The organism is Neorhizobium descurainiae, assembly GCF_051400715.1.
GTDB lineage: Bacteria > Pseudomonadota > Alphaproteobacteria > Rhizobiales > Rhizobiaceae > Neorhizobium.
Map to the genome: position 1 here is coordinate 22,880 of NZ_JBLFFK010000002.1, position 24,092 is coordinate 46,971.

The 24,092-nt window shown below is 64.0% G+C and carries 20 protein-coding genes; 2 read left to right on the forward strand and 18 right to left on the reverse strand.

Translation table 11 applies throughout. The features are described from left to right. Window positions 1-186 precede the first annotated feature (186 nt). Window positions 187-516, forward strand: a complete 330-nt coding sequence (locus tag ACMGE0_RS03790) for a hypothetical protein (RefSeq protein WP_436814537.1) — start codon at window positions 187-189, stop codon at window positions 514-516. A 115-nt stretch (window positions 517-631) separates the two neighbouring features. On the opposite strand, the gene ACMGE0_RS03795 is transcribed toward ACMGE0_RS03790, so the two are convergent. After that, window positions 632-1,126: a CreA family protein gene (locus tag ACMGE0_RS03795; RefSeq protein WP_436814538.1), complete on the reverse strand. Its 495-nt coding sequence runs from the start codon at window positions 1,124-1,126 to the stop codon at window positions 632-634. 311 nt (window positions 1,127-1,437) lie between these two features. On the opposite strand from ACMGE0_RS03795, the gene ACMGE0_RS03800 reads away from it, so the two are divergent. Continuing rightward, a complete protein-coding gene (locus ACMGE0_RS03800) occupies window positions 1,438-1,977 on the forward strand; it encodes a GNAT family N-acetyltransferase (RefSeq protein ID WP_436814539.1) in 540 nt (179 codons plus the stop codon). 3 nt (window positions 1,978-1,980) lie between these two features. On the opposite strand, the gene ligA is transcribed toward ACMGE0_RS03800, so the two are convergent. The 17 genes from ligA to ACMGE0_RS03885 form a co-directional block, all read right to left on the reverse strand. Continuing rightward, the gene (ligA, locus tag ACMGE0_RS03805; RefSeq protein ID WP_436814540.1) at window positions 1,981-4,140 is read right to left on the reverse strand and encodes an NAD-dependent DNA ligase LigA; all 2,160 of its coding nucleotides are present in this window, start codon (window positions 4,138-4,140) and stop codon (window positions 1,981-1,983) included. Between the two features lie 120 nt (window positions 4,141-4,260). Beyond that, window positions 4,261-5,934, reverse strand: coding sequence for a DNA repair protein RecN (recN, locus tag ACMGE0_RS03810; RefSeq protein ID WP_436814541.1), 1,674 nt, complete (start codon window positions 5,932-5,934; stop codon window positions 4,261-4,263). A gap of 10 nt (window positions 5,935-5,944) precedes the next feature. After that, window positions 5,945-6,811 (reverse strand): outer membrane protein assembly factor BamD, encoded by an 867-nt coding sequence (locus ACMGE0_RS03815; RefSeq protein ID WP_436814542.1) that lies wholly within the window; start codon window positions 6,809-6,811, stop codon window positions 5,945-5,947. Between the two features lie 186 nt (window positions 6,812-6,997). Further along, entirely contained in the window at window positions 6,998-7,954 is a 957-nt protein-coding gene (gene lpxC, locus ACMGE0_RS03820; protein ID WP_436814543.1) for a UDP-3-O-acyl-N-acetylglucosamine deacetylase, read from the reverse strand. Window positions 7,955-8,225: 271 nt separating this feature from the next. Further along, entirely contained in the window at window positions 8,226-10,001 is a 1,776-nt protein-coding gene (gene ftsZ, locus ACMGE0_RS03825) for a cell division protein FtsZ (protein WP_436814544.1), read from the reverse strand. 87 nt (window positions 10,002-10,088) lie between these two features. Beyond that, complete coding sequence (gene ftsA / locus ACMGE0_RS03830) at window positions 10,089-11,420, reverse strand: cell division protein FtsA (protein ID WP_436814545.1); 1,332 nt, start codon at window positions 11,418-11,420, stop codon at window positions 10,089-10,091. Further along, a complete protein-coding gene (locus tag ACMGE0_RS03835; protein ID WP_436814546.1) occupies window positions 11,417-12,349 on the reverse strand; it encodes a cell division protein FtsQ/DivIB in 933 nt (310 codons plus the stop codon). Before ACMGE0_RS03835 ends, ftsA begins: the two co-directional genes overlap by 4 nt. Beyond that, a complete protein-coding gene (locus ACMGE0_RS03840; RefSeq protein WP_436814547.1) occupies window positions 12,337-13,263 on the reverse strand; it encodes a D-alanine--D-alanine ligase in 927 nt (308 codons plus the stop codon). Before ACMGE0_RS03840 ends, ACMGE0_RS03835 begins: the two co-directional genes overlap by 13 nt. 259 nt (window positions 13,264-13,522) lie before the next feature. Further along, a complete protein-coding gene (locus tag ACMGE0_RS03845; RefSeq protein WP_436814548.1) occupies window positions 13,523-13,648 on the reverse strand; it encodes a hypothetical protein in 126 nt (41 codons plus the stop codon). A gap of 226 nt (window positions 13,649-13,874) precedes the next feature. Next, window positions 13,875-14,849, reverse strand: a complete 975-nt coding sequence (gene murB, locus ACMGE0_RS03850; protein ID WP_436814549.1) for a UDP-N-acetylmuramate dehydrogenase — start codon at window positions 14,847-14,849, stop codon at window positions 13,875-13,877. A gap of 2 nt (window positions 14,850-14,851) precedes the next feature. Next, a complete protein-coding gene (gene murC / locus ACMGE0_RS03855; protein WP_436814550.1) occupies window positions 14,852-16,261 on the reverse strand; it encodes a UDP-N-acetylmuramate--L-alanine ligase in 1,410 nt (469 codons plus the stop codon). Beyond that, the gene (gene murG / locus ACMGE0_RS03860; protein WP_436814551.1) at window positions 16,258-17,412 is read right to left on the reverse strand and encodes an undecaprenyldiphospho-muramoylpentapeptide beta-N-acetylglucosaminyltransferase; all 1,155 of its coding nucleotides are present in this window, start codon (window positions 17,410-17,412) and stop codon (window positions 16,258-16,260) included. Before murG ends, murC begins: the two co-directional genes overlap by 4 nt. A gap of 6 nt (window positions 17,413-17,418) precedes the next feature. Further along, complete coding sequence (gene ftsW / locus ACMGE0_RS03865) at window positions 17,419-18,573, reverse strand: putative lipid II flippase FtsW (protein ID WP_436814552.1); 1,155 nt, start codon at window positions 18,571-18,573, stop codon at window positions 17,419-17,421. 25 nt (window positions 18,574-18,598) lie between these two features. Then, window positions 18,599-20,011, reverse strand: coding sequence for a UDP-N-acetylmuramoyl-L-alanine--D-glutamate ligase (murD, locus tag ACMGE0_RS03870; RefSeq protein WP_436814553.1), 1,413 nt, complete (start codon window positions 20,009-20,011; stop codon window positions 18,599-18,601). Window positions 20,012-20,018: 7 nt separating this feature from the next. Then, complete coding sequence (mraY, locus tag ACMGE0_RS03875; protein ID WP_436814554.1) at window positions 20,019-21,122, reverse strand: phospho-N-acetylmuramoyl-pentapeptide-transferase; 1,104 nt, start codon at window positions 21,120-21,122, stop codon at window positions 20,019-20,021. A 28-nt stretch (window positions 21,123-21,150) separates the two neighbouring features. Then, window positions 21,151-22,584, reverse strand: coding sequence for a UDP-N-acetylmuramoylalanyl-D-glutamyl-2,6-diaminopimelate--D-alanyl-D-alanine ligase (locus tag ACMGE0_RS03880; protein WP_436814555.1), 1,434 nt, complete (start codon window positions 22,582-22,584; stop codon window positions 21,151-21,153). Beyond that, window positions 22,581-24,041, reverse strand: a complete 1,461-nt coding sequence (locus tag ACMGE0_RS03885; protein ID WP_436814556.1) for a UDP-N-acetylmuramoyl-L-alanyl-D-glutamate--2,6-diaminopimelate ligase — start codon at window positions 24,039-24,041, stop codon at window positions 22,581-22,583. Before ACMGE0_RS03885 ends, ACMGE0_RS03880 begins: the two co-directional genes overlap by 4 nt. Window positions 24,042-24,092: the final 51 nt, after the last annotated feature.

A 24,092-nucleotide genomic window follows, 5' to 3' on the forward strand; every position in this document is an offset into this window, starting at 1 on the left:
CCGCTTCGGCGCATTCGCAAATGATCCTCACACGCCTGTGATGGAACATTAAACCTCTGTTATACCGATATATTTTTTGAAAATCTTCGGAACAACGCGCAAGCTGTAGCGGTTCCCCTCTTATGCCGGCGCCGAAACGTCGACAGCCTCCCCACCCGGTGCCGGTGAGAGAAGAAGGAGAACATCATGAAAAAGGCACTTGCTCTCGCAGCCCTGATTTCCGCCTCCGCCCTCGGCGGCGCCTATGCGCAGGATCTCGGGCCGACAGCGCCGACCCCATCACCCGCCAATGTGAGCGTGGTCTACATCACCGAGACGAACGACAGCGAGTCGTCGAACCCGCAGGTTCCTCTGACGCTGAGGACGCCTAATGCCGACGCGGCTCAAGCAGCCCAGGTGCAGATCCAGTCCGATCCCGCCCTGATGGCCGCGCTGGAGCAAAAGAATGTCGAGCTTCAGAACGTGGCCGGCATCGAGACGGCTGCCGATGGCGGCAAGATCGTCTACGTCCGCTGATTGAGCATCCGTGAACGCCTCGGAACCGGGTTCGCCAGTCGAGCCCGGTTTCGTGCAGCTTCGCTCATGTCGACCTCGGGCTTGGCCGATCGGGCTGCGGCGGCTGCGTGAGTTTTTATTGAGGCTTGCCCTTCGTCCAGGTCACCTGCTGGCCGTAGAGCGACACTGTCGAAATGGCCATCTTGGCGGAGCCCTCCACAATCTGCCGCGAATGGGCGAGATAGATCAGGGTATCGTTCGTCTTGTCGTAGATCCGCTTCACCAGAAGATCCTTCCAGATCAGCGAGCGGCCCTCGCGAAAGACCTCCTCCCCGCCTCTGGACAGGTCTATCTCACCGATCTCGATCGGGCCGGTCTGGCTGCAGGCGATCGAACTGTTGGACGGGTCCTCGAACCAGTTGCCCTGCTTCAGACGATCGATGATCGAACGGTCGAAATAGCTGACGTGGCAGGTCACGCCCTTGATTTCCGGATCGGTGATCGCCTCCACGATGATGTCGTTGCCGATCCAGTCCACGCCGACCTTGCCGACCACCTGGGCTGACGCGGGAATGGAGAGAAAGCCGAGCGACAAGACGGCGGCGGATGCGAGGCTGGTGAGGCGGTTCATGGGCTTGGGCTCCGGTAAACGCGATGGCGATGGTCTTCAAGGGCTGGTTCCGGATGGATGTCGGCCAACTTCTACAGCCCGCGATTCGATTCGGCAAAGACGGATCGCATCCCTTGACGCCAGGCCGCGCCTCTGGCTTCATGCCGCCATGACCAATTTCGCCGCCCACATGCATCTTACCGTGACCATTCACCCCGCAGGGTGCGTGGCGGTTTTGGCGCGTTAGCCGGTCATCCGTCCACCAACCCTGCCGAAGCTGAGGCAGGGTTCGGTTCTCCCGCTCTGCTTCGGCACAGACGAAGGAGAGCAAGATGAAATCCAGTGAAGACGCCCGTGAAAAACCGCCCCGACCGGAGCGGCTGGAAGGGATCGTGATCCGCGCCGCCCGGCCAGCGGATGCGGACGCGATTGCGGCGCTCGCCAATATGCCCGGCTATCGCTACGGCACATTGCGCCTGCCCTTCCAGACCGTCGAGGAGACGCGCAAGGGGCTTGAAACCCCCAATCCCGGCGCGAAGAGGCTGATTGCGGAACTGGAGGGCCGGATCATCGGCGACACATTTCTGGGCCCGCTGGTGGGGCGGCGGCGCCACGCGGCAACGCTCGGCATGGGCGTGCACGACGATTTCACCGGCCGCGGCGTCGGAAGCGCGCTTATGACGGCGGTTCTCGATATCGCCGACAACTGGCTGAACCTGCGCCGCGTCGAGCTGACGGTCTTCACCGACAACGACAATGCGATCCGTCTTTACGAGAAGAGCGGCTTCGTCAAGGAAGGCCATCTCAAGGAATTCGCCTTCCGGGATGGCGCCTATGTCGATGCCTATTCCATGGCGCGGCTGAGGACGTGACCGTCATCCGCCGATGAAGGCCAGCCACTCGTCCTCGTCCATCACCTGGACGCCGAGCTCCCTCGCCTTGTCGAGCTTGGAGCCGGCTCCGGGGCCGGCTACGACGAAATCGGTCTTCTTGGAGACGGAGCCGGCCACCTTCGCGCCAAGACTTTCGGCGCGCGCCTTGGCTTCGTCGCGCGTGAACTTTTCGAGCGAGCCGGTAAAGACGACTGTCTTGCCTGCCACCGGGCTGCTGCTTGCCGCAATCTGCTCGGCGGCTTGCGGCGTCACCTCCTTCAGGAGCTTGTCGATCACTTCGATGTTACGCGGCTCCTTGAAGAACTCGACAATGGCGCGGGCCACCACTTCACCGATACCTTCGATGTTGTTGAGGTCCTGCCAGGCCTCGCCGGAAAGATTTGCAGCCTCCTTCATCGCCGCCTCGAAGGCTTCATAGGAGCCGTAGGCGCGCGCCAGAAGCTTGGCGTTCGTCTCGCCCACGTGCCGGATGCCGAGCGCATAGATGAGGCGGTGGAGCGCGATGTTCCGCCGCTCGTCGATCGCATCGAACAGTTTCTTGACGCTCACCTTGCCGAAACCCTCGATGTTCTCGAGCTTGGTTAGCGGCGAATCGTCCTGCCGCTTCTTCAGCGTGAAAATGTCGGGTGCGGTGCGGATCTGCAGCGCCGGGTCCTCGCTTTCGAAGAAGAAGTCGATCTGCTTGGCGCCGAGCCCCTCGATATCGAAAGCGTTGCGCGAGACGAAATGCTTGAGATGTTCGACCGCCTGGGCGCGGCAAACGAAGCCGCCGGTGCAGCGGGTGACCGAATCGAGCTTGCCGGTCTTTTCGTTCTTCTCGCGCACCGCATGGCTGCCGCAGACCGGACATTTCTTCGGAAACTCGTAGGGCACGGCGTCCGCCGGCCGCTTTTCCATGACGACGTCGAGCACCTGCGGGATGACGTCCCCTGCCCGCTGCACGATGACCGTGTCGCCGATGCGGATGTCGTGCTCGTCATCGCGGATGCGCTCGCCGGAATTGCCGATGCCCTTGATGTAATCCTCGTTGTGGAGCGTCGCATTGGTGACCACGACGCCGCCGACCGTCACGGGCGTCAGGCGCGCGACCGGCGTCAGCGCACCGGTGCGGCCGACTTGGATGTCGATCCTCTCCACATGGGTGAAGGCCTGCTCGGCGGGGAACTTGTGCGCCGTCGCCCAGCGCGGCGAGCGGGAGCGGAAGCCGAGGCGCGCCTGCAGGTCGAGCCGGTCGACCTTGTAGACGACGCCGTCGATCTCGTAATCGAGGTCCGGACGCTTCAGCCCGATATCCTTGTAATGGGCGATGATGTCCTCAACCGCGAAGAGGCGCTTCATCAGCGGATTGACCGGGAACCCCCATTCCCTGAATTTCTCGACCATGCCCATCTGGCTGTCGGCCGGCATCTCCGACATGTCGCCCCAGGCATAGGCGAAGAATCTCAGGTTGCGGCTCGCCGTCACCCTGGCGTCGAGCTGCCGCAGCGACCCGGCGGCCGTGTTGCGTGGATTGACATAGGTCTGCTTGCCCTCGGCCGCCATCTTCTCGTTGAGCGCCAGGAATTCGCTCTTCGTCATGTAGACCTCGCCGCGCACCTCCACGACGTCGGGCACGCCCGCGGGCAGGCGATTCGGGATTTCCTTGATGGTCTTGATGTTCTCGGTGACGTTCTCGCCGGTCGTGCCGTCGCCGCGCGTCGCGGCGTTCACCAGCCGTCCGTTCTCGTAGCGGATCGACATGGACAGCCCGTCGATCTTGGGCTCGGCGGTAAACGCGATCGAGCCGTCCGGAAGCTGGCCGAGGAAGCGATAGACGGAGTTGACGAAGTCGCGCACGTCGTCGTCGGAAAACGTGTTGTCGAGCGACAGCATGGGCCGCGAATGGGTGATCGGCGCAAAGGTCGGCAAAGGCGCGGCCCCGACGCGGATCGACGGGCTGTCGGCACGGATGAGCTGCGGGAACCGCTTCTCGATCGCATCGTTGCGCCGTTTCAGCGCGTCGTATTCGGCATCCGAAATCTCCGGCGCGTCATGGCCGTGGTAAAGCTCGTCGTTTCGGGCGATCTCGGCAGCCAGGTAGGCGAGCTCAGCGGCGGCCTGTTCCTCGGTCAGGTCTTCGACGGGCGTTTTTTCGGCAGACATGCGGGTTCACTCCTCGGGTATCGAGGAGTCGTTTTGTAGAGCAATTTTTGTGGATGGGAAGTATGGAAGAAGGTGGGGACGACGCGCCGGGTCCGCCCCTTCTGGCCAGCTCAACCGGAGCTAGCCGCTTCCCGCAAGCAGCCGCTTGGCAGCCGCGCGCGCCTCGTCGGTGACGGAAGCGCCGGCGAGCATGCGGGCGATCTCCTCGGTACGGTGCTCGGGCGCCATGGTCGCGACGCGGGTGGCGATCTTTTCCGAGCCTTCCGCGGCCGGTCCCTTGGAGATGAGGAGATGCGTCGCCGCGCGCGCCGCCACCTGCGGCGCATGGGTGACGGACAGCACCTGCACCTTGTCGGAAAGCCGTTTCAGCCGCTGGCCGATCGCATCCGCGACCGCGCCGCCTACGCCCGTATCGATCTCGTCGAAGACCAGCGTCGGAGCCGAACCGCGGTCGGCAAGCGCCACCTTGAGCGCCAGCAGGAACCGCGACAGCTCGCCGCCCGAGGCGACCTTCATGATCGGGCCTGGGCGGGTGCCGGGATTCGTCTGGACGTGGAATTCCACCGTATCGACGCCTTCGGCCGTGGCGGCTTCCGAATCGCTTGCGACCTCGACCATGAACCGGGCGCGTTCGAGCTTCAGGGCCGGCAGCTCGGCCATGACCGCTTCCGCCAGCGCCTCGGCGCCGTGCCGGCGCTTTTCGGAAAGCGCGGCCGCGGCCCGATCGTAATCGGCCTTGGCGGCTGCCGTCAGCTTTTCGAGCTCGGCAAGCTTTTCCTCACCCGCGTCGAGATCGGCAAGGTCGGCGACCATCTTTTCGGCGAGCGCCGGCAGGTCGGCGACGGCGACGGAATATTTGCGGCCGGCAGCACGCAGCGCGAAAAGCCGCTCCTCGACCCGCTCCAGTTCACGCGGGTCGAATTCGGTCTTCCGGAGCGCAGCCTCGACCTCCATCTGTGCGTTGGAAAGATGGTTGAGCGCAGTGTCAAGGAGTTCGACCGTCTCTTCAAGCAGACCGGGCGCCTCGTGGCTCTTGCGCTCCAGCCGCCGCACCAGCGAGGCGATCAGCGGCACGGGCGAGGCATTGCCGTTGAGGAATTCGGAAGCTTCGGAAATATCGCCGGCGATCCGCTCGGCCTTCTGCATCTGCGAGCGCTTTTCGGCCAGTTCGTCCTCCTCGCCATCGCAGGGAGCGAGCGCTTCCAGCTCCTCGACAGAGGCGCGGATATAATCGGCCTCGCGGGCGGCAGCCTCAACCTTCGCCCTGTGCGTCCTGAAGGCGCGTTCAGCATCCTTCCAGGTCCGATAGAGGCCGGAAAGCTGCAGCACTTCATCGCTCAGGCCCGCGAAGGCATCGAGCAGCGTGCGGTGCGCGTCCGTATCGATCAGCGCCCGGTCGTCGTGCTGCCCGTGGATTTCCACGAGAAGCTGGCCGGCCTCGCGCATGAGCTGGACGCTGACGGGCTGGTCGTTGATCGAGGCGCGGGTACGGCCGTCGGCAGACTGGACGCGGCGGAAGATCAGGTCGCCGTCGTCATCGATGCCGTTGTCGCGCAGGAGCTGGCGGGCGGCGTGGCTGCCGGATACGTCGAAGACCGCGGTCACCTGACCCTTCTCCTCGCCGTGACGCACAAGGCCGCCGTCGCCGCGGCCGCCGAGCGCCAGCGACAGGCTGTCGAGCAGGATGGATTTGCCTGCACCGGTCTCGCCAGTCAGCACCGAGAGGCCGGTCTCGAAGGCAAGATCCAGCCGCTCGATCAGAACGATATCGCGGATCGACAACTGGATCAGCATGCCTCAGACCTTATGCGCCGATGAGCTTGGCCCCGGCACGAGAAATCCACGAACCGCGATTCTCGCGGGGTTCGACACCGCCTGTCTGCAGCAGCTTGTAGGAATCCGCATACCACTGGCTGTCGGGATAGTTCCGGCCGAGGACGGCAGCGGCGGTCTGCGCCTCCTCGACGATACCCATGGCATAATAGGCTTCCGTCAGGCGCGCCAGCGCCTCTTCCACCTGGTTGGTGTTGGAATATTGCTCGACCACGTTGCGGAAGCGCCGGATCGCCGCAAGATATTCCTTGCGTTCCAGATAGTAACGGCCGATCTGCATCTCCTTGCCGGCGAGCTGGTCGCGGGCGAAGCGGATCTTGGTCTGAGCATCCTCGACATATTCCGAATCCGGATAGTCGTTGACGACCTTGTTCATCGCGTCGATCGTGCGGACGGCGGCGCGCTGGTCCTGCGTCACGTCGGCGATCTGCCGCGAATAGGAAAGGCCGACGAGATACTGCACATAGGCCGAATCCGCCGAGCGCGGATACTGGTTCATGTAACGGTTGCCGGCGGCGATCGCCTCGTCGTTGCGGCCGAGACGGTATTTGGTGAAGGTGCTCATGACGAGCGCCTTGCGGCCCCATTCCGTAAACGGGTTCTGCCTGTCGATCGCGTCGAACTTGCGACTCGCCTCGGTCAGATTGCCGGCCTTCATGTTCGCAAGGCCCTGATTGTAGAGCGTTTCCGGCGGATCGGTCTCCATGCCGAGCTTGGTGATGTCGATATCCCGGTCCGATTGGCAGGCGGTCATGCCAAAGCCAGCGCCGACAAGTACCAGCGAGACAAGCGCTATCCGTGCCGTCTTACGTATTCCAACAGACCTTACATGGTTCATTCGACAGTTCCTGATCGTCCCGCGCACTGAAGCCCTGCCCCGATGAGGCCGTTCTAGCCATAAAAGCAAAGGGAGAGCAACGCAATGATGCGGCATTAATGCATTTTTGTGGCATCGACCAACGTTATCTCCAAAAGAAAAGGCCGCCTCCGAAAGAAGCGGCCCAGTCAACCGGATCAACTTTACTCAAGCGAACCAGTGCGTCAGTTCCGGCATGCTGACCGGAACGAATTCCCCGGCCCGCACGCGCGCCGCACGCGACGACGGAGCTTCGACGACCTCATAGGCGGTCGGATCGCTCATCAGCGCCTTCAGGGCATTGGCGTTCATCTTGTGGCCGCCGCGATAGGAGCGGTAGCAGCCGATGAACTGCGCCCCGGCCAACGCCAGATCGCCCACGGCGTCGAGCGTCTTGTGGCGGACGAATTCGTCCGCGTAGCGCAGGCCCTCGACATTCACGACCGTGTCGTCGTCGGAGATGACGACCGAATTCTCGAGCGAGGAGCCGAGCGCGTAGCCGGCCGCCCAGAGACGCTCGACATCGCGCATGAAGCCGAAGGTACGGGCGCGCGAAAGCTCTCGCTTGAACGTCTCGGCCGTCAGATTTCCTTCCCACTTCTGCCGGCCGATCAGCGGCGAGGAGAAGTCGATCTCAACCTCGAAACGCGTGCCGTCATAGGGACGGAATTCCGCCCAGGACGCACCGGCATCGATACGCACCGGCTTCACGACACGGATATAGCGCCGCTTGATGCCCAGGTTGACGATGCCGGCCTGCTCGATCGCCTCGATGAAAGGATAGGAGCTGCCGTCCATGATCGGCATTTCGCCGCCATCGACCTCCACCACGATATTGTCGATGCCGAGCGCATAGAGCGCGGCCATGACATGCTCGACCGTGGCGACCCACTTTGCCGGCGCACTGCCGAGAACCGTGCAGAGGTCGGTAGGGCCGACCTGCGAGGAAACGGCGCGATATTCGACCGAGCTGCCGTCTTCGAAAAGGCGCGTGAAAACCACGCCGGTGCCGGCTTCGGCAGGCTGGAAGGTAATGGTGACGGGTGCTCCGGAATGAACGCCGATACCCTTCATGGTTACCGGGGCGGCGATGGTGGTCTGGAAACCGAGCAATCCAATGGTCATTATTACTGCCTTCTTATCGCCGGATCCGTAAAGCACAAGGACCCGGAATTTCCGACGCTTCTTGATGAGCCGATCGCTTGAATCGGAGGTCCCTTCGGGCGTCTTTCACCGTCCTTCATACGCAGCCGTCCGTCACAATCCAAATCACTGTTCGTTTCGCATTGTTACGTTGTTAACTCCGCGTCTTGATTGATAAAAACGCGCAAAGGCCCGGATCAGTGATCCGGGCCGTCTTCACGTTTGGTGACCGCCGTTGACTCAGTTCGCCAAGTCAGTTGGATTGGCGCCGCAGGAAGGCCGGAATTTCGAGCTGGTCTTCCTCGTGATGGGCCTGCGGCACGGCGCGGCCATGGTCATCGAGATTGCCGCGCCGCGGCGCGTAGAGGCTTGCCTCCGGAGACAGCGGACGGCGCTGCTGCGATGCCTGGGCCGGCGCCGGAGCGGTCATGTCGGAGCTGACCGGCTCTTCCTCCTCCCGGCGGCCGAGCGAATTGGTGATCCGCTTCAGGAGGCCCATCGGACCGCGCTCCTCCTGCACGTGCTGTACCGGCTGCGAGCGACGATCGAGCTCCGCCTTCACGACCGGCGGGAAATCCTCGACCTTCGGCATGCGGACCGGCTCGACCACCGGAGAGAGCGGCTCGTGATGAGCCGGCTGGGCCATGCGCGGAGCGGGCTGGCTCATCGCAGGAGCCTGATACGCATGAGCCTGGACCGGCGCCGGCTGCGGGGCCGGAGCCGGACGGCTTGCAACCGGCGCCGGAGCTTCGACCGGAGCGGCCTCGAAGATGCGGCTCTGCGGGCGGAACTCTTCCTGCAGCGGCTGCGGAGCGGCCGGCTGGGGTGCCGGCGCAACGCGCGGAGGCTCGGCGATGGCAAGCTCGCGCTCCATCTCGGCTTCCGCCATGCGGATCGTCTCGGCGATCGGATCGACGGCCGGCTTCAGGACCGGTGCCGGGGCGGCCTGCATCACGGGGGCAGGCTGGGCAGCCGGCTGAGCCGGAGGAATGGCGGCCGAGGGGCGGATGACCGGCTTGGAAGCAGCGCGCATCTCGGCGGCGCGGATATCGACCGAGGCCGCACCGCGATCGATGCCCGTCGCGACGACCGACACGCGGATCAGGCCCTCGAGCGCTTCGTCAAAGGTCGCGCCGAGGATGATGTTGGCATCCGGATCGACCTCCTCGCGGATGCGGGTCGCGGCCTCGTCCACTTCGAAGAGGGTCAGGTCGCGGCCGCCGGTGATGGAGATTAGCAGGCCCTGCGCGCCCTTCATCGAGGTCTCGTCGAGCAGCGGGTTGGCGATCGCCGCTTCCGCGGCCTGCATCGCACGGCCGGGGCCGGAGGCTTCGCCGGTGCCCATCATCGCGCGGCCCATCTCGCGCATCACCGAGCGGACGTCGGCGAAATCGAGGTTGATCAGGCCTTCCTTGACCATGAGGTCGGTGATGCAGGCAACGCCCGAATAGAGGACCTGATCCGCCATCGCGAACGCATCGGCGAAGGTCGTCTTGTCGTTGGCGATGCGGAAAAGGTTCTGGTTCGGAATGACGATCAGCGTATCGACAGACTTCTGCAGTTCCTGAATGCCGGATTCGGCAAGGCGCATGCGGCGCTGGCCTTCGAAATGGAAAGGCTTGGTGACGACGCCGACTGTGAGGATACCCCTCGAACGGGCGGCCTGCGCGACGACCGGAGCGGCCCCCGTGCCGGTGCCGCCGCCCATGCCGGCGGTGACGAAGCACATATGCGTGCCGGCGAGATGATCGGAAATCTCGTCGAGGCATTCCTCGGCGGCGGCGCGACCGACCTCCGGCTGGGAGCCGGCGCCGAGACCTTCGGTGACCTGAACACCCATCTGGATGATCCGCTCCGCCTTGGTCATGGTGAGCGCCTGGGCGTCCGTATTGGCGACAACGAAATCGACGCCTTCGAGCCCGGCCGTGATCATGTTGTTGACGGCATTGCCGCCGCCTCCGCCGACGCCGAACACGGTAATCCGAGGCTTCAGCTCGGTAATATCAGGCTTCTGCAGCTTGATGGTCATTGCACCAGTTCCTTCTTTTTCTGGCCGCATCGCCGCCGGCCAATTCATTGCAACTCTTCTCTGACGCGACGGGCATAAGCCCCCGCATCAAAAACTCTCCTTCAGCCACTGGCCCACGCGGGCCAGCCGACCATTGCCGCTGCCGAGCGAAGCCATCAGCCCGCTCTGCGAGGCATGCGTTTCCATGTCCGCGACCTGCGGATAGATCATCAGGCCCACAGCCGTCGAAAAGGCCGGCCCCTTGGCCGCCGCCGGAAGGCCGGACACGCCCATCGGACGGCCGATCCGGACATTGCGCGCCAGGATGCGGCGGGCGGTCTCCGGAAGGCCGGTGAGCTGGCTCGCGCCGCCCGTCAGCACGACGCGTTTTCCCACGATCGGGCTGAAACCCGACTTCTGGATGCGGTCGCGGATCAGTTCCAGCGTCTCCTCGATGCGCGCCCGAACGATTCGCGTGACCAGCGAGCGCGGCACCTGGATCGGCTGATCGCGGTCATCCTCGCCGATCGGCGGAACCGCGATGACATCGCGCTCGTCGGCGCTGTTGCCGAGTGCCGATCCGTGTACGACCTTCATGCGCTCCGCATCTTCGATACGCGTCGAAAGACCTCGCGCGAGGTCGGTCGTGACGTGATGGCCGCCAAGACTGATGGCATCCGTATGGACGAGCTTGCCTTCCGCGAAAACCGAGATCGTCGTGGTACCGCCGCCCATGTCGATCGCCGCGCAGCCGAGTTCGACCTCGTCGTCGACGAGAGCCGCAAGGCCGCTGGCATAGGGCGTCGCCACCACGCCCTCGACCGACAGATGCGCGCGGTTGATGCAGAGCTCGAGATTCTTGAGGGTCGCGCGCTCGGCGGAAATCACATGCATGTCGACGCCCAGCTCGTCGCCGAACATCGCCAGCGGATCGCGGATACCGCGCTCGCCGTCCAGTGAGAAGCCGGTCGGCAGCGAATGCAGGATCGCGCGATCCTGGCGCAGCGACTGCTGGCTTGCCGCGACCAGAACCTTCTTGAGGTCCGCCGCTTCGACTTCCTGGCCGCCGAGGTCGATCGTCGCGGTATAGACGTCGCTGGCGAGCCGGCCAGCGGAGACGTTGACGATCAGACTGTCGACCGTGAGGCCCGCCATGCGCTCGGCGGCGTCCACCGCGAGCCGCACGACGCTTTCCGCCGCATCGAGATCGGCGATCACGCCGGACTTCACGCCGCGCGACCGCTGATGGCCGATGCCGATGATCTCGATATTATGGGTGCGGCCCGGCAGGACCTCGCTTTCCTGGCGCGGCGTCAGCCGGGCGATCATGCAGACCACCTTGGTGGAGCCGATGTCCAGGACGGAAACCACGTGCGAGCGCTTGGAGGAGAGCGGCTTCATGCGCGGCAGGCCGAAATGGGAGGAACCGAAAACACTCACGACTGCTCTCCCAGCTTTTTCAGGGCCTTGGTGCGCGCTTCCAGCGCCTGCTTGCGGCGCTCCGTGGCGCCAGGGGTGAGCTGGATGGTCGTGCGGTCTTCCAGACGCAGATCAATCGCGGCGACATCGCGCTCCAGCACGCCCTGATCCTTGTCGAGGCGGGCAAGCACGGCGAGCGCCTTGCCGATATTGGCCTCGGGCAGCTTCAGCACGACGCCGTTGTCGAGATGCAGATCCCAGCGGCGGCCCGCGACACGCACATAGGCCTTCACCCGGCTCATCAGCTCGGGCCACGCAGACATCTCGTCCTCGAAGGAGGCGGCGGCCGTCTCGGCGTCGCGCCCGACGAAGAGCGGAAGCGAGGCGAACTTGTTGTCGCGCAGCGGTGCGATCACGCTGCCGTTCTTCTCGATCAGCGAAAGCTCGGTCCCGTGCTGCCAGATGCCGAATGCCTGGCGTTCCTTCAGCATGACCTCGATCGTCCTCGGATAGACCTTGCGGACTTCCGCATATTCGACCCAGGGAAGCTCGGAGAGCTTGCGGCGCGCAGCATCGATATCGAGCGCCACGAGCGACGTCGTGCCGTCGAGGCCGAGAAGCTGGAGGATATCGATCTCGGACGTCTGCTCGTTGCCGGAGACGCGCACATCCTCTATCGCAAAGCCGACCGCGGCGGTCGTCGCCTGGGCGACCTCATGACCATGGCCGCCGAGCGACATGCCGTAAAAGCCGACGGCCGCGAAGAAGCCGAATGCCGACACGGTCCCCGTGTGGGGCGGAATATGGATGCGGCCGGTCGCAAGGCTGACGCAGAAGCGAACAGCCCGGCGAAGCGGCCGCGGAAGAACGCGGCGCTCTTCCGCACCGACATAGAGAAGTTCGGAACGGCTGCGCGGTCCACCCGCTCTATTGCCGATCAACGCAAACACGTAGCGTCCTCCACCATCCAACGGACGAGTTCACCAAACGAGTGGCCGGCATGCGCCGCCATTTCGGGCACCAGAGATGTCGGGGTCATTCCCGGCTGCGTGTTGATCTCGAGCCAGATAACCTCGCCGTTCTCGGAGAAGCGGTCGTCGTAGCGGAAGTCTGAGCGACTGACGCCCCGGCAGCCCATCGCCTGATGCGCCTTAAGCGCCAATGTTTGAATCTTTTGGTAAATATTCGGTGAAATCTGCGCCGGAATGACGTGTTTCGAGCCACCTTCCGCATATTTCGCATCGTAGTCGTAGAAGGCATGGCTCACCGGCACGACTTCCGTCACGCCCAGAGCCACATCGCCCATGACGCCGCAGGTGAGCTCCCGGCCGTGGATATAGCGCTCGACAAGCACCCGCTCGCCGTAGCGCCACTCGGCAGAACCGATGATCTGCGGCGGATGAGACTGATTCTCCTGGACGATCACGACACCGAAGGACGATCCTTCACGGACCGGCTTCACCACATAGGGCGGCTTGATCGGATGGGCGCTCCCGACATCGAACCGGCTCATCACCTTCGCTTCGGCGACCGGGATGCCGGCAGCCTTGGCGACATGCTTCGCCTGGTGCTTGTCCATGGCAAGGGCCGAGGCCAGCACGCCGGAATGCGTGTACGGGATCTCCAGATATTCGAGAATGCCCTGGATCGTGCCGTCCTCACCGAAAGGCCCGTGCAAGGCATTGAAGGCAACATCCGGCCCGAGATCGGCGAGAACCGCAGCAATATCCCGGCCGACATCGACGCGCGTGACGCGATAGCCCTCGCCCTCGAGTGCATCGGCACAGGCATTCCCCGAGGACAGGCTGACAGGCCGCTCGGAGGAGAACCCTCCCATCAGAACAGCCACATGCTTGTCGCGCATCGATCACTCCCGAAAAAGACTTCACCCTATACCGCAGCGCTTGCGCCAACCTTGTTTCCGAAGGCGATTCCCGCCGGATATAAGGCATGGCTGCATTAGTGCCCCAATATGGTTAACAAAGCGTTTACCTTCGTTAACCCGCAGCGAAAAACCGAGGAAAAACAGAGGTCCAAGGCGGGATTTTGAATCAGAATCGGAATATTAAAAAAGGCCGCGAAGCGTCTGCTTTCACGGCCTTTTCAAAGAAACTGTCGAATGGTCATTCGCCCGGATGCAGATGGCTCCTGCGTCGATTACGTCGCTCGTTCAGCAGCACTGCAACCCACCCTGCTCCCGCGATCACAAACGGAAGGATATAGAGGAAGAAGAAGGTGGCGGAGTTCATGAGATTAGATCTCCAAGCGCTCGTCTTGCCGCCAAATGTAGTATCACTGCCGCCAAAAGCCAAGCCATCGTCGAAATAGCGATCGGCACCGAAACGCTGAACGTCGTCAAGGCGCTGGTAAGAGAACCTACAGGTGCAATGAAGCCCGCGGCGACACAAGCCGTCGAAAGCCGGTCGAGCGCGTTGGCAAGAAGTTTGGTGCGCTCGTTATGGACCAACGACATACTTATTCGCTCGTGACACCCTGGAACGGCCTCACCTCGCGGCCGGGCATGAAGATGCCGAGCCGCTTGATCTCCCATTCGAGCTTGATGCCGGCATGTTCGAAGACCCGCTGGCGGACCGTCTCGCCGAGATATTCCAGATCGTAGCCGGTCGCATGGCCTATGTTGATCATGAAGTTGCAGTGGAGCGAGGACATCTGCGCGCCGCCGCTCATCAGACCGCGGCCGCCCGCCTCGTCGATCAGCTTCCAGGCCGAATGGCCTTCGGGATTCTTGAAGGTCGAGCCGCCGGTCTTTTCCTTGATCGGCTGCACGGTCTCGCGGTGCTGGCGGACCGCGTCCATCTCGGCGCGGATCTTGGCGCGGTCCTCAGGATAACCCTCGAAGACGGCATGGGTGAAGATGAGGTTAGCGGGGACGAACGAATGACGATAGCTGTAGCCCATCTCGGCTTTCGGGAACACGTGCTTGTTTCCCTTGCGATCGACCGCATGAACCTCGACCACCCGGTCGGCCGTCTCCGTGCCGTTGGCCCCCGCATTCATGCGCAACGCGCCGCCCATCGAGCCCGGAATGCCGTAATAGAAGGCGAATCCGCCGATGCCATTGTCCATGGCCATGGCGGCGATATGCTTGTCCGGGCAGATGGCGCCGGCCTGGATACGGTTCTCGCCGACGAGGTCGAGGCCGCCGAAACCCTTGGCCGAGAGGCGCAGCACGACGCCCGGAATGCCGCCGTCGCGCACGAGCAGGTTCGAGCCGACGCCGACCACCGTCAGCGGGACCTCCTCCGGCACGATCTGCAGGAAGGTGACGAGGTCGTCGATGTCATGGGGCTGGAACATGAGCTCCGCAAGGCCGCCCGCCTGGAACCAGGTGACGCGATCCATCGGCGCGTCCGGCGTGAGGCGCCCGCGCAGTTTTTCGACGCCATCCCCCAATGACGCCAGAAGCTTTTCCCCATTCACCTGTTTCATTTCTATTGTCCCGATATGCTTTCCAGTTCCTTCGGCAATGCGGCCGCCCATTGCGTAATATTGCCAGCCCCCAGAAGAACCACGAAATCACCCGGTTTAGCAATGCCCGATACGATCGAGGCGAGTTCCGCGGGAGATGCCATGTACCGCGCGTCGCGATGGCCGCCGGAGCGGATGCGGGCGACCAGCGCTTCCGAATTGACGCCTTCGATCGGCTCCTCGCCCGCCGCATAGACCGGTGCGAGGATGATGCTGTCGGCATCGTTGAAGCAGTTGGCGAAGTCCTCGAACAGGCTCGAAAGTCTCGTATAGCGGTGCGGCTGGTGCACGGCGACGATGCGGCCCTGGCAGGCCTCGCGCGCCGCTCTCAGCACCGCCTTGATCTCTACCGGATGGTGGCCGTAGTCGTCGAAGATCGACACGCCGTTGACGGTTCCGGTGAGCGTGAAGCGCCGTTTGACGCCGCCGAAGGCGGCAAGCCCCTTTCGGATGTTCTCTTCCGAGATGCCGAGCCGGTTGGCGACGGCGATCGCGGCGGTGGCGTTGGAGATGTTGTGGCGGCCGGGCATCGGCAGCGTCAGATTCTTGAAACTGAAGACCCGGCCGGTACGGCGGCGGCGGATTTCCACGTCGAAAACAGACTTGGTGCCTTCCATGCGGACGTTGAGGAAGCGGGCGTCGGCCTGCGGATTCTCGCCATAGGTGACGATCTTGCGATCTTCGATCCGGCCGACGAGCGCCTGCACCTCCGGATGGTCGAGGCAGAGCACGCCGAAGCCGTAAAAGGGCACGTTCTCGACGAACTGCCGGAAGGCCGCACGCACCGCGTCGAAATTGCCGTAATGGTCGAGATGTTCCGGGTCGATATTGGTGACGACCGCCACGTCGGCGGGAAGTTTCAGGAAGGTTCCGTCCGATTCGTCGGCCTCGACCACCATCCACTCGCCCTCCCCCATGCGGGCATTGGTGCCATAGGCATTGATGATGCCGCCGTTGATGACGGTCGGGTCGAGCCCGCCGGCTTCCAGAAGGGTGGCAACCATCGAAGTAGTGGTCGTCTTGCCATGCGTGCCGCCGATGGCGATCGCATTGCGGAAGCGCATCAGTTCCGCGAGCATTTCGGCGCGGCGGACGATCGGCAGCGATTTTTCACGCGCCGCGACAAGCTCCGGATTGTTCTTCTTGATGGCGGTCGACACGACGACGACTTCGGCATCGCCGAGATTTTCCGCCTGGTGGCCGACGAAGACCGGAATGCCCTTGTCGCGCAGGCGCTGGACGTTGGCGCCATCGGCCTGATCCGAGCCCTGCACCTTGTGGCCGAGATTGTGCAGCACCTCGGCGATGCCGCTCATGCCGATCCCGCCGATGCCGATGAAATGAACGAGCCCGATGGCCTTCGGCATCTTCATGCCTGTACTCCCCTGTCTTTCAATTTCATGTCTTGCGACGTCTTGAATTCCGCAACCGATCTGCGCTCGGCAATAGCGACGACCATATCCGCAAGCAAGCTTGCCGCGTTCGGATGCCCCGCCGTTTTCGCAGCCGCGGCCATCTTCTCGAGCCGGTCCGGCTCCTTCATCGCCGCCGAAACCAGCGACGCGAGCTTCTCCGGCGAAAGCTCCGATTGCGGCGCGACCTGCGCTCCGCCCGTCGCGACGAGCGCCGCCGCATTGGCCGCCTGATCATGATCCAGAGCATGCGGGTAAGGCACGAGAATGGCCGGGCGGCCGATCACCGCGATTTCCGAGACGGTCGAGGCGCCGGAGCGGCAGATGACGAGATGCGCCGTCGCAAGCCGTTCCGCCATGTCCGAGAAGAAAGAGGAGACATCCGCCGGCGCCTGGAGCTTGGCAAAGCAGGATGTCACGCGATCCTTGTCCTCGGGACGCGCCTGCTGGGTGAGGACGAGACGGTCGCGCTCGGCCTTGTCGAGCAGGCTCAATGCCGTCGGTACGGCGGAGGAAAAGAACTGCGCGCCCTGGCTGCCGCCGAAGACCACGAGGCGGAACGGATCACTGCCTCGGGAAGCGACATACGGGATGTTCGAAGCGGCGAGCACCGCAGGACGCACGGGATTGCCGGTCGTGACCGTCTTGTCCGCATAGGGGCCGTTGCTCTCGGGCAGGAAACCGCCCGCAATCGCCTGGACCTTGGCCGCCAGGGCCTTATTGGCGCGGCCCATCACGGCGTTCTGCTCGTGGATCATCGACGGCACGCCCATGGAGGTCGCAGCCATCAGCGGCGGCACGGTGGGATAGCCGCCGAAACCGACGACGGCGAGCGGCTTCAGCCTGCCGATCAGCCGGCGCGCAGCTCTGAGCCCCGTCCAGAGCTTCCAGCCGGTGCGAGCGAGCGCAACCGGGTTCTTCAAGCCCAGGGTCGCGGAGGGCACGACATGGATTTCCTCGGCCGGAAACGTGCCGGCGAACCGCTCGGCCCGGCTGTCGGTGACGAGATGGACGGAATAACCACGTTCGCGGAGCTCGTAGCCGAGCGCCTCAGCGGGAAATACGTGACCGCCGGTTCCCCCGGCGGCGAGCAGGATGATGCCTTTGGTCATCTATATTTACTCCGCCGGCACGCCCGAGGCGACACGGAACAGGCTTCTCTCCTGCGCCCGCTTCTCGGGACGGTGGCGCGTCAGCGCCAGAATGAAGCCGGCCGTGACGCAGATCGCGATCATTGACGAGCCGCCATAGGAGATCAAAGGCAGCGTCATCCCCTTGGCCGGCATCAGTTCGAGGTTGACGCCGATGTTGATCAACGACTGCATGCCGATCTGCAGTACCAGGCCGGCAACGGCAAAGCGGTTGAAGTCGTTGCGCTCCTTGAAGGCGTGGTTCAGGCCGCGCAGCACGACGAAGGCGAAGATCGCCACCAGCGCCATGCAGAAGATAATGCCGAATTCCTCCGCGGCAACGGAGAAGATGAAGTCCGTGTGGCTATCCGGCAGGATGCGCTTGACGATGCCTTCGCCCGGCCCCTGGCCGAACCAGCCGCCCTGTAGAATGGCTTCGTGGGCGGTCTCGATCTGGAAGCGGTCGCCCTCGCCGGTCAGGAACTTGTCGAAGCGCGCCGTCACGTGCGGCAGCATGTAATAGGCCGCGACGATGCCGCCGGCGCCGACGCCGCCGAGCAGGAATATCCAGAGCCACGGCATGCCGGCCATGAAGAACATGCCGCCCCAGACGACGCTGGTCAGGATGGTCTGACCGAAGTCCGGCTGGGCGACGAGCAGTGCTGCAACGATGCCGAACAGGATGATGGCGAAAAGATTGCCGGGAATTTCCGGCTGGCGCGCATGCTCGGCAAAGAGCCAGGCGCAAACCACGACGAAGGCCGGCTTCATGAATTCCGACGGCTGGATGGAGAAGCTGCCGACGCCGAGCCAGCGGCGCGATCCCTTGACCTCGACGCCGAAGAACAGCGCCAGCACCATCATCGCCACGGATATGACCAGGAGGACGATCGCGGTGCGGCGCACCTGCCTCGGTGTCAGGAAGGACAACCCGACCATCACCGCAAGCGACGGCAGGATGAAGAATGCGTGCCGCTCGACGAAATGGAAGCTGTCGAGACCGATCCGCTCGGCCACCGCCGGCGAGGCGGCGAAGGAAAGCATGAAGCCGATGCCCATGAGGAGCACGAAGGCAGCGAGGAAGAAACGGTCGATCGTCCAGAACCAGTCTGCGAGCGGCCCACGATCTGCGCGGCTTACCATCTGTCAGCTTCCCCTTCCGTCCCGATCAACCGAGGTCGATCAACATCGTAACGCCGTCGAGGGCTGCGACATGGCCGACGAAGGCATCGCCGCGAACCTCGAAATTCTTAAACTGATCGAAGCTGGCGCAGGCGGGCGACAACATCACCGCGGACGGCGTGGCGTCGGCGCCTGCGTCTTCGGCGGCATGGGCGACGGCCCTGTCCAGCGTGCCCGATATTTCGTAAGGCACCGCCTCGCCGAGCGTCGCCGCGAAGGCCGGCGCCGCCTCTCCGATCAGGTAGGCTTTGACGATACGCGGGAAAAGTGGAGCAAGGCTTACGATCCCGCCTTCTTTCGGCAAACCGCCGGCGATCCAGTAGATGCGGTTGTAGCTGGAAAGCGCCGGAGCGGCCGCATCCGCATTGGTGGCCTTCGAATCGTTGACGAAGACGACCTGACCGCCCCCGCGGTTCATCAATTGGCCGACCGGCTGCATGCGGTGCTTGAGACCGGGGAAGGATTTGAGGCCCGTGCGGATATCCTCCCCGGACACGCCGACGGCCAGGCAGACGGCGATCGCCGCTGCGGCGTTCTGGGCGTTATGGCTGCCTTTCAGCGTCTGGATACCGTCGAGATCGACGAACGGCGACGACGTCCCGCCATGCGCTTCAACGATCCGGCTGCCCTCCGCATAGAGACCATCGGCGACGACGCTGCGCTTGGAAATCCGCCTGACGGCGACGCCGGCACGCTCGACCCGGTCGGCGATCAGGGCGCTGTAGGAATCATCGACGCCGATCACCGCCGTCCGGCTGCCGGCGACCAGCCGCTCCTTCACGTCGGCATAGTGCTGCATCGTGCCGTGGCGATCGAGATGGTCGGGCGTGAGGTTCAAAAGGATGCCGGCGGTCGGATTGAGCGTCGGCGCAAGATCGATCTGGTAGGAGGAGCACTCGACGACAAAGTAGCGTTCCGCCTTCGGTGGATCGAGCGTCAGGATCGCCGTGCCGATATTGCCGCCAAGCTGCGTGTCGCGGCCGCTCGATTTCAGGATATGGGCGATCAATGCCGTGGTGGTCGACTTGCCGTTGGTGCCGGTGATGGCGATGAACGGGCAGTCCGGCGCATGCGCGCGACGCTCGCGGACGAAAAGCTCGACATCGCCGATGATCTCGACGCCGGCCGCACGGGCGAGATCGACGCTCCAGTGAGGCTTCGGATGGGTGAGCGGCACGCCGGGCGACAGCACGAAGGCGGCCTGTGCCGGCCAGTCGATGGTGCGCAGATCGGCGGTCGCGATCCCCTCGCCCGCCGCCTTCGCAACGCTGTCCGGATTGTCGTCCCAGGCGACGACCTTCGCGCCGCCGGCGACAAGCGCTTTTGCCGTCGCAAGGCCCGAGCCGCCGAGCCCGAAGAGCGCGACCTGCTTGTCCCTGAATGTGGTGGCCGGAATCATCTTGGCGTCACCGCAGCTTGAGCGTCGAAAGGCCGAGCATCGCCAGCCCGACGGCGATGATCCAGAAACGGATCACCACCTGGCTCTCCGTCCAGCCGAGCTTTTCGAAATGGTGATGGATCGGCGCCATCAGGAAAACGCGCCGGCCGGTCATCTTGAAGAACCCTACCTGGATGATGACCGAGAGCGTCTCGATCACGAAGAGACCGCCGATGATCGCCATGACGATCTCGTGCTTGGTGGCGACGGCGACGGAGCCGATCAGGCCGCCGAGCGCCAGCGAACCGGTATCGCCCATGAAGATCGCGGCCGGCGGCGCGTTGAACCAAAGGAAGCCGAGACCCGCGCCGATCACCGCGCCGAGGATGACGGCAAGCTCGCCCGTCCCCGGAACGAAGTTGATCTGCAGATAGTTCGCGAAGACCGCGTTGCCCGCGAGATAGGCGATCACGCCGAAGGAGGCGGCGGCAATCATCACCGGCACGATGGCGAGCCCGTCGAGACCGTCCGTCAGGTTCACCGCATTGCCGGCCGCGACGATCACGAAACCGCCGAACAGCACGAAGAAAATGCCGAGATTGATGAACAGGTCCTTGAAGAAGGGAAACGCGACCGAGGTGCCGAGGGTCGGATTGGTCGACGAGCCGGTGGCGAGCGCCATGCGCATCATGAAGAAGACGGCGATGCCGGCGATCACGAATTCGATGGCGAGGCGCGCCTTGCCGGAAAAGCCCTTGTCCGTCTGCTTCGTGACCTTGAGGTAATCGTCATAAAAACCGATCGCACCGAAACCGAGCGTCACCAGCAGCGTGGCGACGACATAGATATTGGAAAGATCGGCCCAGAGAAGCGAACCGCCGACGATGCCGGCGAGAATCATCAGGCCGCCCATGGTCGGCGTGCCGGCCTTCTTGAAATGGGTCTGCGGTCCGTCTGCCCGGATCGGCTGGCCCTTGCCCTGCCGGACGCGAAGCGAGTCGATGATCGCGGGGCCGAAGAGGAAGACGATCAGGGCCGAGGTGAAGAGGGCGGCACCGGTCCGGAAGGTGATGTATCGGAACAGATTGAAGAATTGAAGTTTATCCGCCAGTTCCACAAGCCAGATCAGCATTCAGGGCCCTTTCTCAAGCCGCGTCTTATCAAGATTGGCGCCCCGTGTCGGAGAACGCCGGATAGTTGTCAAGAAGCGCGGCGACGATCTTGCCGAAACCGAGCCCGAGCGACGACTTCACCATGACCACGTCGCCGGGGATGACCGCGCGCACGACGAAATCGGCAAGCTCCGAAGTCTTTTCGCGGTATTCCACCTGGACGCTGTCGGGCAGCGCATCGCGCAGCGCCGCCATTTCCGGGCCGGCAAGCCAGACATGCCCGATGCCGGCGGCAAGCAGCGGGCCGGCCAGTTCCTCGTGCACTTTGGCGGAGAATTCGCCCATTTCGAGCATGTCGCCGAGCACGGCGATTCGCCGCCCGGTCAGTTCCGGCGTCGCGGATGCAAGCAGCGCGATCGCCGCGCGCATGGAAGCCGGATTGGCATTGTAGCTTTCGTCGATCAGCGTCAGGTGGCCCTCGCCGATGCCGAGCAGGTGGCGCTCGCCCCTGCCCTTCACCGGCTTCAGCGCGGCAAGAGCCTCCATCGCCTTCGCCATGTCCGCCCCGACGAGCAGGCAGGCGCCGAGCGCCGCCATGGCGTTTTCGGCGATGTGGCGGCCGGGCGCACCGATATGGATTTCCGATGTCTCGCCGTTCAGCACGGCCCAGACGGTCGAGCTTTCCGCATTGCCCTCGAAATCCGCGAGGCGGAAATCCGCCTTGGCATGCTGGCCGAAGGTATAGACACGCGCAATGCCCGCCTCCTGGGCCTTTTGCTCCAGAAAGCCGAACTGCCGGATATCGCGGTTGAGGATCGCCGCTCCGCCCGGCTCGACGCCTTCGAAAATCTCCGCCTTTGCGGCGGCGATCTCCTCGAGATTCTTGAAATGGCCGAGATGAGCGGCGGCGATCGTGGTGATCATCGCCACATGCGGCCGCACCATTTTCACCAGAGGCCGGATCTCGTCCGGATGGTTCATGCCGATCTCGAAAATGCCGAACTCGGCATCCGCCGGCATGCGCGCCAGCGTCAGCGGCACGCCCCAGTGATTGTTGAAGGACGCGACGGCCGCATGCACCTTGCCGGAGGGCGCCAGCACGTGCCGCAGCATTTCCTTCGTCGTCGTCTTGCCGACCGAACCGGTGACCGCAACAATCCGGGCATTGCTCCGTTCGCGCGACGCTACTGCAAGCCGCCCAAGCGCGGCCAGCACGTCGTCGACGACGATCATCGGCACGATCAGCCGGCCGAGCGCCGGAAGCTTCGCCTCGCTGACGACAATGAGCGAGGCGCCGTTCGCCACCGCCATGCTGGCGAAGTCGTGGCCATCGACGCGATCGCCCTTGATGGCGAAGAAGGCTTCGCCTTCCCCGATCGACCGGCTGTCGATGGAAATGCCCGTGATGCCTTCCGGCAGCGTGCCGATCGGCCGGCCGCCTATCACGGCCGTCATGTCTTCAGAGGTCCACAGAAAGCTCATGGCTTCAGCTCCTCCAGTGCCTTGCGTACTTCCACATGGTCGGAAAACGGCAGGACCGTCGTGCCGATCGTCTGGCCCTCCTCATGGCCCTTGCCGGCGACGATCAGCGTATCGCCCGAATGCAGCATCCTCACCGCCTCGCGGATCGCCTGCGCCCGATCGCCGATCTCGATCGCGCCCGGTGCCGCAGCCATGATCTCCGCGCGGATCACTTCCGGAACTTCCGAGCGCGGATTGTCGTCGGTGACGATGACGACATCGGCAAGCCGTGTCGCAACCTCGCCCATGATCGGCCGCTTGCCCTTGTCGCGGTCGCCGCCGCAGCCGAAGACCACGACGACGCGGCCCGTCGTGAAGGGACGGACGGACGTCAGGACGTTTTCCAGCGCATCCGGCTTGTGGGCATAATCTACATAGGCGGGCGCGCCGTCCTTCGTCTGGCCGACGAGTTCGAGACGGCCGGAGGCGCCGGTGAGCTTTTCGAATGCGGCCATCGCGGCGGAAGCCGGCACGCCGGTCGACATGGCAAGGCCGGCCGCGACGAGCGCGTTCGCCACCTGGAAATCGCCGGCAAGCGGAATATCGACCTCGAAAATCTCACCGCCGAAATGCACCTCGGCCATCTGCCGGTGGCGGAAATGCTCGACGCGCTTGAGAGAAAGGTAATCGCCACGCCGCCCGACGGTGCGCACATCGAGGCCCGCGGCGGTCGCCGCACGGACGGCTTCGTCAGACCAGGCATCGTCGGCGAAGATCACGGCCGGCGCGCCCTTCGGCAGCAGCGTATCGAAGAGCCGCATCTTCGCGGCCATGTAGCTTTCGACCGTCGGATGGTAGTCCATGTGGTCGCGGCCGAGATTGGTGAAACCGGCGGCGGAAAGCCGCACGCCGTCGAGCCGGCTCTGGTCGAGACCGTGGCTGGAGGCTTCCATCGCCGCATGGGTGACACCCTCCGCAGCCAGTTCCGCAAGAAGTTTCTGGAGTTCCACCGGATCGGGCGTCGTCAGCGAGCCGTAATCGTTGCGGGTCGGCGAGACGACGCCGGTCGTGCCGATCTGCGCCGCGGCATGACCGGCATGCGCCCAGATCTGGCGGGTGAAGGAAGCGACGGAGGTCTTGCCCGCCGTTCCCGTCACCGCGACCATGGTTTCCGGCTGGGCGTCGTAGAACCGGGCGGCAGCGAGCGCGAGAAGCCGGCGCGGATTGGAAACCGCAAGAACCGGAATGCCCGCTTCGGCAGGATGGGCGGCGATCGCCGCGATAGCACCGCGGGCGGCGGCATCGCCGATATAGGCCGAGCCGTCCGCCTTCGAGCCGGCAAGCGCGGCAAACAGCATGCCGGGCTTCACCCTGCGGCTGTCGGAGGAAAGGCCTGTCACATCGAGATCGCCCGCCGGCCCCGCCATCAGCTCGGCTATTTCCGGAAAGTCCTGACCGGCAAGGTCTCGCAATTTCATCGACTGATTGTCCATTCTGAGCGTCGTCCCGTCGTCCCCACGAATCGTCCG